We start from the raw sequence: 10,603 nt of genomic DNA, 5'->3' as shown, positions 1-10,603 counted from the left end.
CTCGGCGAGGTGGCCCCCTGTTTCCGTACCGGCTGTCAGCGCCCGCAGGCGTAGCCCCCGCTGGGCTCCACGTAGCGGGCCTCCGCAATCCCCGACAACGACTCGCCCAGGGCGGCCAGAGCCGCTTGGAGCTGGGCGACCACCTCGGCCTCGGAACCGCTCGGCGCGGGCGGTGGCGGCAGCGGCGGGCCGGGATCCGGCGGCGTGCCGAGATGGTGCGACGAGAGGCCCTGAACCGCGTCACCGGCGCGCAGCACCACCGACTCCTCCCAGCGGCGCCCGCTGATCGACAGCGCCAACGGCAGACCGGCCGCCGACAGGCCCATCGGCACCACCAGCGTGGGATTGCCCAGCGGGTTCCAGTACGCGGTGTGCAACGAGGTCATCACACCCGTCGGTTCCAGGCCGGAGATCTCGTCCATCCGGGGCGCCGGCAGGTGACCCATCGGGGTCACGACCAGGTCCACGGTCTCCAGCAGCGCGTCCATGCGTGCCTGCGCGATCCGTCGCACCCGCATCGCCTGCAGGTAGTGCGCCGCGGTGATCCCCCGCGCTCCGCAGAGCAGCACCCGCGTCGCCTGGCCGTAGTCGCCGGCACGGGACTCCAGATCCCTCACGTGGTAGCTCAGGGCTTCGGCGAGCATCACGACCGAATCGATCGCCTGCAGCTCCTCGTACATCGGCAGCCGCACCGGAACGAGTTCGGCCCCGGCGTCTTCGAAGATCGCCAGCATCGCGGTGAACCGTTGCCGCAGGAGCGAATCGGCACGCGGGGCGAACCGGTCCAGGTCGTCGTACCCGACGCGGACGCCGGCCAGATCTCCGGTGAGCCCGCCGAGGTAGTCACCCGGCACGTCCGCCGCCGCGTACGGGTCGGCCAGGTGATGACCAGCCAGCACGGACAGCAGCAGCGCGCAGTCCCGCGCGCTGCGGGCGACCGGGCCGACGTGGTCCAGCGTGTAGCTCAACGGCACCATGCCGGACTTGGGCACCCGCCCGAACGTCGGTTTCAGTCCCGTCACCCCGTTGAACCCGGCCGGCATCCGGATGCTGCCCGCCGTGTCCGAGCCCAGCGCGCCGAGCACCATGCCCGACGCCACCCCGCTGCCGCAGCCCGAGCTGGACCCGCCCGCGTAATGCCCGGGGTGCCAAGCATTGCGCGGCACCGGGAACGGCTTCGACACGTCCGGCACCCCGAGCGCGAACTCCATCGTGGTCAGCTTGCCCAGCACGATGCCGCCCGCGCCCCGGAGGCGGGCCACCGCCGGGGCATCGCCCTGCCCGCGCGCCCACGCCGGATCGAGGACCAGGCTTTGCGCCGTGGTCGGCCCGTCCGCGCAGGCCAGGATGTCCTTGATGCCGAGGGGGATCCCCTCCAGCGGGCCGATCGGTTCCCCACGCGCGAGCCGGTCGTCGGCGGCGCGCGCCGCTGCCCTGGCTCGCTCGTCGTCGCGGTGCAGGAACACGCCCAGGGTCGCATCGGCGGCCTCCGCGCGGGCGATCGCCGCGTCGACCAGCTCCACGGCGGACACGCGTCCGGCCCGCAGATCCGCCGCCGCGCCGGTGATCGTCCGCGTCATGACGCGGCCTGCTCCGCGGCGGCCAGGAACGACTTCACCAGCCCGGCGTCGGCGTAGTAGTCGTCGCCGACACCTTGCGCCGCGCGGCGGCGGCCGTACTCGTAGAGCACCGCCAGTTTCCACAGCGCCAGTGCGGTGTACCAGCCCAGGTTGGACAGATCCCGGCCGGTGCGCTCGGCGTAGCGCGAGGCGAGTTCGTCCCGGGTCGGATAACCCTCCTCCAGCGCGGCGACGCCCAGGTCCTCCGTCGGTGTGCGTGGCTGACCGGCCACCGGCCAGGACGCCAGGAAGTAGCCGACGTCGAAGAGCGGGTCGCCCAGGGTGGCCAGTTCCCAGTCCAGCACGGCGATGATCCGGCCGGGCGGGTCCGGCGCGACGATCACGTTCCCGAGCCGGTAGTCGTTGTGCACGATCGTCGCCCCCGCCTCCGCGGGCACGTGGGCGGCCAGCCAGGCGTCGATCTCCGCGAACTCGGCCGGCGGCTTGCCGTCGTCGTCCGCGATCAGCCGGCCCATGCGCCGGAAGTGCCGGGCGTTGAACCCCTCCGGCCGGCCCATGCCCGCCAGGCCGCGGGCCCGCCAGTCCACCGCGTGCAGCGCGGCGAGCGTGTCCACCAGGGACTCCCCGATGCGACGCCGCTCTTCCGGTGTGCTCAACGCCGGCGGGGTCCGTTCGGTGATCACCGGCCCCTCGACGTAGCTCATCACGTAGAACGGCACGTCGATCACGTCCCCGGCCTGACCCACCGCGAGCACGTCGGCCACCGGCACGCCAGTGCCCGCCAGAGCGCCGATCAGCTTCGCCTCGCGGAGCATGTCGTGCGCGCCCGGGGGGATGGGTGGTGGCGGCGGCCGTCGCACGACCACCTGCCGCCGCCCGTCGCTCACCAGGAACGTCAGGTTCGAGTGCCCGTCCCCGATCCGGCGTGTGGTGACCGGGCCGTCGCAGATCTCGCGCGCGGCGAGGAACCGCGCCAGCCCGTCCCGCTGTTCGTCGCTCCAGTCCCAGCTCATCGACCGCTCTCGATCAGGTGCTGCAGGTACTGCCCGGGCCAGTGCGTCTCGAACTGCCCCGCGCCCTCCTCGCCGTCGATCGTGACCCGGCAGGCGGCCTCGGTGATCACCGTGCCCATCGGGTCCTTGGTCGGCAGCTTGATGGCGCCGAAGGACTCCATGACCAGCCGCGTCGTCTCGCCGGTGATGTCCACGACGTCGGCCTCCAGCCGCGTCTGGACCATGCCGTCGTCGTAGTCGGCCTTGTGGTCGATGTGCGACACCGGGATCGTCACGCCGTCCTTGACGACATACCCGGCGAAACCCCACTCGCCGCGCGCGATCCAGATCCAGCCGTTGACCACCCGGCCGGACTCGGTGTAGGCGATGAACCACTTCCAGTGGTGCGGCACGCCCCAGTTCCGGGTGCCCCACGAGTGGTCGCGGTGGCCCTTGCGGTCCCAGGTGATGCGCCGCCCGCCGACCTCGAGGAAGCCGGTCACGTGGCCGGTCTGCTCCAGCCGGTTGGCAGCGAACCACGACGGCAGCCCGTCGGGGTTGCACTTGTAGCTGAACGCGTCGTGCAGCGCGGTGAAGTCGAACTGCAGGCTCACCTCGTCGCTGGTATAACTCACCTGCGCGGTGCGGCGCAGCTCCGGCTGCTTGACGGTCAGGCCCTCGAACTCGAAGTTGTCCAGGTCATGCTCGTCACCGACCGTGCCCTGGGCCAGCTTGAGGGCGACCGGCTCGGTGCCCGGTCCCCACACCGACACGTTGTAGCCGGTCCTGCCCCGGTTCGTCAGGTACAGGTAGACCTGCATACCGAGCTGTTCCTCGGGCATGATCAGTTCCCAGAACAGGCTGTCCCGCATCCGGCCACCGGGCTCGGGCCAGTGCCGGAGGTCGTCGTCAGGGCCGAACCCGGGGTCGATGTCTCCCAGCGTGGTCATCGTCTACCTTCCTGTGAACTGCGGCGCGCGCTTGTCCTTGAACGCCGACAGTGCCTCGGTCATGTCCTCGCACCGCGTCAGCAGCGCCTGGCCGCGGTTCTCCAGTTCCAGGGCGCCCGCGTAGGAGGCGACCTCCTGGTTGCGCTGCAGCGCCCGCTTGGACATCCGCACACCGCCGGGCGAGTTCCCGGCGATCTGCCGGGCGGTCGTCAGCGCCTCGGCCATCAGGCTCTCCGCCGGAACCACCCGGTTCACCAGCCCGATCCGCTCGGCCTCCTCGGCGGCGACGACCCGCGCGGTGTAGGCGATCTCGGCCGCGCGGCCCGGGCCGACCAAGCGAGTCAGCTGCCAGGACGTGCCCAGTTCACCCGCCGACAGGCCCACCTTGACGAACGCCGCGCTGAACTTCGCGGTCGGCGCGGCCAGCCGGATGTCGGCGGCCAGCGCCAGCGCCATCCCACCGCCCACGGCGGCACCGTGGACCGCGGCGATCACCGGGAACGGCAGCGCGCGGATCGCCGCCAGCCCGCCGGTGGCCAGCTCCTGGAAATGCAGGAACTCGCGCACGCCCATGCGGGTGATCACCTCGATCTCGTCCAGGTCGAAGCCGGCGCAGAAGGCCCGCTCCCCCGCCCCGGTCAGGATCAGCGCCCTGGCCTTGCTGTCCCGCATCGCCCTGGCCGCGGCGAGGAACTCGCCGAACATCACCACCGTCTGCGAGTTCATCCGCTCCGGCCGGTTGATCCGCAGCACCAGGATCCCGTCCTCGGGTTCCTCGATCCGCAGCGTGGTCAGCTCCGGCACCTCGAAATCGATCATGTCGGTCCCCCTTCAGCGGCCGGTGAACTTCGGCGCGCGCTTCTCCTTGAACGCGGCCAGCGCCTCAGGCATGTCGGCGCCGCGGGTCAGCAGCGCCTGGCCGCGGTTCTCCAGCTCCAGCGCCGCGGCGTAGGAGGTGACCTCCATGTTCGCCTGCAGCGCCCGTTTGGACAGTTGCACGCCACCGGGCGAGTTCGCGCAGATCAGCCCCGCCATCGCCAGCGCTTCGGCCAGCAGCCGTTCGCTCGGCACGACCTTGTTCACCAGACCGATCCGCTCCGCCTCCTCGGCGAAGACGAACCGGCCCGTGTAGGCGATCTCCGACGCCAGCGCCGGTCCGATGAGGCGCGGCAGCAGCCAGGACGACCCGAGGTCACCGGCGGACAACCCGATGCGCACGAAGGCGGCGTTGAACTTGGCGTTCTCCGAGGCCAGCCGGATGTCGGCGGCCAGGGCCAGCGCCAGCCCGCCACCGGCCGCCGCACCGTTGACCGCCGCGATCACCGGAATCCGCAGCGAGCGCAGGGCCGACAGCGAGCGGGCCGCGTGCTCCTGCCGCTCCAGCATGCCCAGCGCGGTCAGCCCGGCCAGCTCGTCGGCGTCGTCCAGGTCGTAGCCCGCGCAGAACGCCTTGCCCGCGCCGGTGACGATCAGCACCCGCACGTCGTCGTCGTCGCCGAGCGCGAACGCCAGCTCCTCGATCTCGGCGAACATCGTGACCGTCATCGAGTTCAGGCTCTCCGGCCGGTTCAGGGTCGCCACGACGACGCCCTCGGCCGGTTCCGACAGCTCGATCGTCTCCGGTTTCAGATCCACCATCAGCTCATCCCCTCCACAATCGCCACCGTCGCTTCCTCCGCCTCGTCGGGTTTGAGCCCCCACGGCACGCTGACCAGGTTCAGGTGGTCGTAGTCACGCGCGTGCACCGCGACCCGCTCCGCCAGCTCACCCGGCCGGCAGGCCACACCCACCGCGTCGATCGCCGCGTCCGGGACCGCGGCGGTCATCGCGTCGGCGTCGCGGTCGCGCGCCGCCTCCCGGATCTTCTGCTGCGCCGCGGACCAGCCGTGCAGCTCGAACAACCGGTCGTACACCCGGGACGCGGCGTACTGGGCGATGGCGAAGGCCAGCCGCCGCCGCGCGGCGTCCACGTCGGCGTCGACCGCGCACATCAGGATGCCCATGAGTTTCACGTCGCCCGGCTGCCGTCCGGAGTCGGCCAGACCGGCGGCCAAACCGGGACGAACGACCTCGTCCAGGTACTCCGGGGTGACCATCGGGTGCCCGACCAGCCCGTCGGCGACCCGGCCCGCGGCCCGGATCATCCGCGGGTTGACGCCCGCCGTCCAGATCGGCAGGTGCTCCTGCACCGGCGGCGGCGTGTCGGAGGTCGGCCGCAGCCGAACCCGGTAGAACCGGCCCTCGTGCTCGACCGGGCCCTCGTGCAGGCGCCACAGCTTGCGCAGCACCGTCACCAGCTCTTCCATCCGCGCCGCGGGCGCCTCGCCGCTGACGCCGTGCCAGTCCGCCATCATCCGGGGCGTGCCGTTGCCCAGGCCGAGGGTCAGCCGCCCGCCGGAGAGCTCGTCGAGGTCGCGGGCCTCGGCCGCCCACACCAGCGGCGTGCGGCCGACGCCGTAGGCGATGTTGGTGCCGAGCCGGACCCGCCGGGTGGCCTGGGACAGCACCGCCAGCGGCACGGTCGCCGACCGGTTGTACAGCTCGCCGGTCCACACCGCGTCGAACCCGGCTTCCTCCGCTCTGGCCGCGATCTCCGCGGTGCGCCGGAACCGCTCGGGTCCAGACCCCGAGCTGAAGACGGTCAGTCCGTACATGCCACTCCCTCCCCGGCGATCGCACCGGATCGCCGCCACTGCTCCACCCGCTCCGCGGCCACGCCCCAGTCCCGCAGCGCCTCTGCCGTGTGCTCGCCCGGCACCGGCGGCCGCCGGCCGAGAGCGGCCGGGGTGCGGCTGAACTTCGGCGCGGGAGCGGGCTGCACGAGCCCGTCCCGCTCCACGAAGGACCCGCGGGCCACGTTGTGCGGATGCCGGGGCGCCTCGTCGGTGTCCAGCACCGGCGCCACACACGAGCTGCGCCGCTCGGCCAGTTTCGCCCACTCGTCACGGGTGCGGGTGCGGATCGCGGCGGCGAAGAGCTCGCGCAGCCGCGGCCAGGTGGAGCGGTCTTCGCGGTCCGGCGGGTCGGCCACCCCGAGCAGGTCGACCAGGTCGTCGTAGAAGCGCTGTTCCAGGGCGGCCACCGACAGCCATTTGCCGTCCGCCGTCTCGTAGACGTCGTAGAACGGGGCGCCGCTGTCGACGAGGTTGGTGCCGCGCTCCCGGCTCCAGGCGCCGGTCTGGGTGTACCCGAAGAACGCGGTCGACAGCAGCGCCGCGCCTTCCACCATCGCGGCGTCGACCACCTGCCCGCGCCCGGAGCGCTGCCGTTCCAGCAACGCGGCGAGGATCCCGAACGCGAGCAGGGAGCCCCCGCCCGCGAAGTCCCCGATCAGGCTCAGCGGCGGGGTGGGCGGCTGGCCGCGACGGCCGATCAAGGAGAGGGTCCCGGACAGCGCCACGTAGTTGAGGTCGTGGCCGACCGCCTGCGCGAGCGGGCCGTCCTGGCCGAACCCGGTCATGCGGCCGTACACCAGGGCGGGGTTGCGGTCCAGGCAGATGTCCGGGCCGATGCCGAGCCGTTCGGCCACGCCGGGCCGGAAACCCTCGATCAGCGCGTCAGCCCGCTCGACGAGGTCGAGCACCACCTCGGCGCCGGCGGGGTGCTTGAGGTCGACGGCGACCGACCGGCGCCCGCGGTGCAGCAGTTCGGTGCGGAAGTCGGCGTTGGGCCCGACCAGTGCCGCACCGTCCACGCGGTCGAGCCGGAGCACGTCCGCGCCCAGGTCGGCCAGCAGCATGGCGCAGAACGGGCCGGGCCCGATCGAGCCGACCTCGACGACCCGGACGCCGGACAGGGGTCCCGTCACAGGGCGATCACCTCCTGCACCTCGCGCGAGGCGAGGTCGGCCACCGGTCCCGAACCCGCGAGTTTCCCCTTGCGCAGCGCGAGAAAACTGTCCGCCAGCGCACGGATCATGCCGATGTGCTGTTCGACCAGCAGCAGCGCGGTGCCGCGGGAGCGGATCTCGCGCAGCGCCGCGGTCAGCTCGTCGATCACCACGGGCGCCAGACCCTCGGTCGGCTCGTCGAGCATGAGCAGTTTCGGCTCGGCCAGGAGGGCGCGGGCGATGGCCAGCATCTGCTGTTCGCCGCCGGAGAGCGCCGTGCCCGGCCGCTTCGCGCCGCGGCCGAGGTTCGGGAACAGCTCGTAGACCGCCGGCACGCTCCACTGCCCCTTCCGACGGGACGCCCGGCCGAGGAGGATGTTTTCCTCCACGGTCAGGTTGCCGAAGATGCGCTTGCCCTGCGGTACCAGGCTGACCCCGCGGGCGGCCGGTTCGTGTCGCCTGCGGCCGGCGGGTTTGCCGTCGACGAGGATTTCGCCGGTCACCTGGGGCACCCCGTAGACCGACAGCATCGCGGTGGTCTTGCCCGCGCCGTTGCGGCCGACCAGCCCGACGGTGCTGCCCTCCTCGATGGTGAAGGAGACGTCGTCCAGCACGACCGCGCCGTCGTAGGAGGCGCGCACGCCCTTGAACTCCAGGATCGCGGTCACGCTGCACTCCCGAGGTAGGCCTGGATGACTTCGGCGTCGGCGCGCACGTCGGCGGGTGCGCCGTGCGCGAGGACCTTGCCGAGGTTGAGCACGGTGATCACGTCGCACACCCGGAACACGCCGTCGACGTCGTGCTCCACCAGCACCGCGGCGACCTCCCGCTCCCGGCACAGGCGCCGCACGTGGTCGAGCAGCCGGACCGACTCGTCGGCGACCAGGCCCGCGCACGGCTCGTCGAGCAGCACCACCCGCGGCGCGCCGATCAACGCCAGCGCCAGATCGACGCTGCGCTGGGTGCCGTAGGCGATCTCGGCGCAGACCCGGTCCAGCACCGGGCCCAGTTCCAGGGCCTCGACGATCGCCGGGACGTCCCGGGCGCCCTGCCGGTGGGCCACCATGTCCAGCTGCGCGCGCACGGTCATCGAGCCGAACACGCTGGTGCGCTGGAACGACCGGGCGATGCCCCGGTCCCGCCGCCACCTCGGTGCCCGCCGCGTGATGTCTTCGCCGAGGTAGCGGACCATGCCCGAGGCGGGACGGACCCGCCCGGACAACGCGTCCAGGAACGTCGACTTGCCGGCGCCGTTGGGGCCGATGACGCCGTGCAGGACACCCGGCTCCAGCGCGATGTCCACGTTGTCCAGTGCGCGAACGGCGCCGTACCGCACGCTTACGCCAGTCGCTTCGAACAGGCTCATTTCCCGCCCCTCCTGACGAACCGGCGCCGCAGCTTGCCCAGCACACCGGTCAGGCCACCGGGCAGGAACACCAGCACCGCCACGAGCGCGACACCGGTGTAGAGCTGGAGGTTGCCGGAGCTGTTGAACTCCGCCTGCGCCCAGATGTAGGCCAGCGAACCGACCATCGGGCCGGCCAGCGAGCCGAGCCCGCCGACGATCGCCGCGATCAGCGAGTCACCCGCCTTGAGGAAGCTCAGCACGTCGGGCGAGACGTACGCGGCGTTCAGGGCGAACAGCACCCCGCCCAGGGCGGCCACCGCGCCCGAAACGACGAACGCGGCCAGGCGGGGCCGGAACGTGTCGAAACCGGAGAAGCGCATGCGTTCCTCGTTCTCCCGGATCCCCTCCAGCACGGTGCCGAACCGCGCGCGGCCGAGCAGCCACAGCACGACTGCGGCGGCGACCAGGGCGATCCACACGACGGGCCAGAACAGCGCGGCGTTCATGACGTCGTCGACCGGCATGCCCGCGAAGGTCTGCCCTGGCTCGAAGTGGACCTGCAGCCCGTCGTAGGCGCCCGTCCACGGCCGGGCGACGGTCTGCACGCAGAACTGGTACAGGGCCTGGCCGAGCGCGAGGGTCAGCATCAGGAACCCCATGCCGGACGCCCGCACGACGAGCAGGCCCATCACCACGGCCAGCCCGGTGCCGACGGCGAGCCCGAACAGCGCCGCGGGGAGCGGGCCCCAGCCCCACTGCTGCGTGGCGATCGCGAGGGCGTAGGCCGCGCCGCCGAAGAACGCGGTGTGGCCGAGGCTGATCAGCCCGAGGTGCCGGGCGAGGAACCCGATCCCGAGCGCCAGCAGTGCGAGGATGATCCCGTCGAGCAGCAGGCCCATCGTGTAGCGGTCGGGCACCAGGTAGGGCACCGCCAGGCCGGCCGCGGCGACCAGCACGGCGAGCAGCAGGCCGCGCAGGACGAGCGTGCGATGCAGGCCCGTCTTCGGTCCGCCGGTGACCACGTCCGGCTCGGCGACGGCGAGGGTGCTCATGCCTGCCTCCCGAAGAGTCCCGCCGGACGCCACAGCAGCACGGCGACGAGCGCGGCGTAGGGCACGAGCACCGCGACACTGGGCAGCCACACCGCGCCGAGGGTCTGCACGATGCCCAGCGCCATGCCGGCGCTCATCGCGCCGGCGATGCTGCCCGCACCGCCGATCACGACGACGATCAGGACGTTGATCAGGATCGCCACGCCCATGCCCGGGTCCACCGACACGTACGGCGCGGCGAGTGCGCCCGCCAGCCCGGCCAGCGCCGCGCCGAGGCAGACCACCACGAGGCTCACGCGGTCGGCGTTGATGCCCAGGATCTGCGCGGTCTGCCCATCCCGGCTCGCGGCCCGGATGTGCAGGCCGAGCCGGGAGGACCGCAGCCACCACGTCAGGGCGACCGCGAGCACCACGGCGAAGCCGATGATCAGCAACCGATAGCTCGGGTAGTCCACCCCGAACACCGACGTGGTGCCGCCCAGCCCGGCCGGGGCGGCCACGGCCAGCGTGCGCTCACCCCAGACCAGCACGATGACGCGTTCCAGCACCATCGCCAGGCCGAAGGTCACCAGGCCGACCTCGATGTGGGAGCGGTGCTGCAGCCGCCGGAAGAAGACCAGCTCCAGCACCGCGCCGAGCACCGCCAGCACCGCGGGGGCGACGAGCAACGCCAGCCAGAACGAGAAGTGCGTGCTGACGCTGTAGGCGAGGTAGGCGCCGGCCATGTAGAGCGCGCCGTGCGAGAAGTTGGTGACACCGCGCAGGCCGTAGATCATCGCCAGGCCGGAGCTGAGGATCATCAGCAGCGAGCCGAAGGCGATCCCGTTGAGCAACTGGGCGAAGTTCACGCGA

Annotated in this window: 11 protein-coding genes; all 11 read right to left on the bottom strand. The window is 72.3% G+C overall.

Annotation, left to right across the window (positions count from 1 at the left end):
* Positions 1–35: 35 nt before the first annotated feature.
* The 11 genes from ABZ215_RS06300 to ABZ215_RS06250 are packed head-to-tail and all read right to left on the bottom strand — an operon-like array spanning position 36 to position 10,599.
* Positions 36–1,580 (bottom strand): amidase, encoded by a 1,545-nt coding sequence (locus tag ABZ215_RS06300; RefSeq protein ID WP_354948171.1) that lies wholly within the window; start codon positions 1,578–1,580, stop codon positions 36–38.
* Positions 1,577–2,593, bottom strand: a complete 1,017-nt coding sequence (locus ABZ215_RS06295; protein ID WP_354948169.1) for a phosphotransferase family protein — start codon at positions 2,591–2,593, stop codon at positions 1,577–1,579. The genes ABZ215_RS06300 and ABZ215_RS06295 overlap by 4 nt, the downstream gene beginning before the upstream one ends.
* Positions 2,590–3,522, bottom strand: coding sequence for a hypothetical protein (locus ABZ215_RS06290; RefSeq protein WP_354948167.1), 933 nt, complete (start codon positions 3,520–3,522; stop codon positions 2,590–2,592). Before ABZ215_RS06290 ends, ABZ215_RS06295 begins: the two co-directional genes overlap by 4 nt.
* A gap of 3 nt (positions 3,523–3,525) precedes the next feature.
* Positions 3,526–4,341, bottom strand: a complete 816-nt coding sequence (locus ABZ215_RS06285; protein ID WP_354948165.1) for an enoyl-CoA hydratase-related protein — start codon at positions 4,339–4,341, stop codon at positions 3,526–3,528.
* Positions 4,342–4,353: 12 nt separating this feature from the next.
* Positions 4,354–5,160, bottom strand: coding sequence for an enoyl-CoA hydratase-related protein (locus ABZ215_RS06280; RefSeq protein ID WP_354948163.1), 807 nt, complete (start codon positions 5,158–5,160; stop codon positions 4,354–4,356).
* Positions 5,160–6,176 (bottom strand): LLM class flavin-dependent oxidoreductase, encoded by a 1,017-nt coding sequence (locus tag ABZ215_RS06275; protein ID WP_354948162.1) that lies wholly within the window; start codon positions 6,174–6,176, stop codon positions 5,160–5,162. The genes ABZ215_RS06280 and ABZ215_RS06275 overlap by 1 nt, the downstream gene beginning before the upstream one ends.
* Positions 6,164–7,330 (bottom strand): CaiB/BaiF CoA-transferase family protein, encoded by a 1,167-nt coding sequence (locus tag ABZ215_RS06270; RefSeq protein ID WP_354948160.1) that lies wholly within the window; start codon positions 7,328–7,330, stop codon positions 6,164–6,166. The genes ABZ215_RS06275 and ABZ215_RS06270 overlap by 13 nt, the downstream gene beginning before the upstream one ends.
* Positions 7,327–8,019 carry an ABC transporter ATP-binding protein gene (locus ABZ215_RS06265; RefSeq protein ID WP_354948158.1) on the bottom strand — a complete coding sequence of 231 codons (693 nt, stop codon included), beginning with the start codon at positions 8,017–8,019 and terminating at the stop codon, positions 7,327–7,329. The genes ABZ215_RS06270 and ABZ215_RS06265 overlap by 4 nt, the downstream gene beginning before the upstream one ends.
* Complete coding sequence (locus ABZ215_RS06260) at positions 8,016–8,717, bottom strand: ATP-binding cassette domain-containing protein (protein ID WP_354948156.1); 702 nt, start codon at positions 8,715–8,717, stop codon at positions 8,016–8,018. The genes ABZ215_RS06265 and ABZ215_RS06260 overlap by 4 nt, the downstream gene beginning before the upstream one ends.
* Positions 8,714–9,751, bottom strand: a complete 1,038-nt coding sequence (locus ABZ215_RS06255) for a branched-chain amino acid ABC transporter permease (protein WP_354948154.1) — start codon at positions 9,749–9,751, stop codon at positions 8,714–8,716. Before ABZ215_RS06255 ends, ABZ215_RS06260 begins: the two co-directional genes overlap by 4 nt.
* A complete protein-coding gene (locus tag ABZ215_RS06250) occupies positions 9,748–10,599 on the bottom strand; it encodes a branched-chain amino acid ABC transporter permease (RefSeq protein ID WP_354948152.1) in 852 nt (283 codons plus the stop codon). Before ABZ215_RS06250 ends, ABZ215_RS06255 begins: the two co-directional genes overlap by 4 nt.
* Positions 10,600–10,603 lie beyond the last annotated feature (4 nt).

This window comes from Amycolatopsis sp. NPDC006131 (assembly GCF_040614175.1).
Classification (GTDB): domain Bacteria; phylum Actinomycetota; class Actinomycetes; order Mycobacteriales; family Pseudonocardiaceae; genus Amycolatopsis_E; species Amycolatopsis_E tucumanensis.
This window is presented reverse-complemented; position numbering and strand designations above follow the sequence as displayed.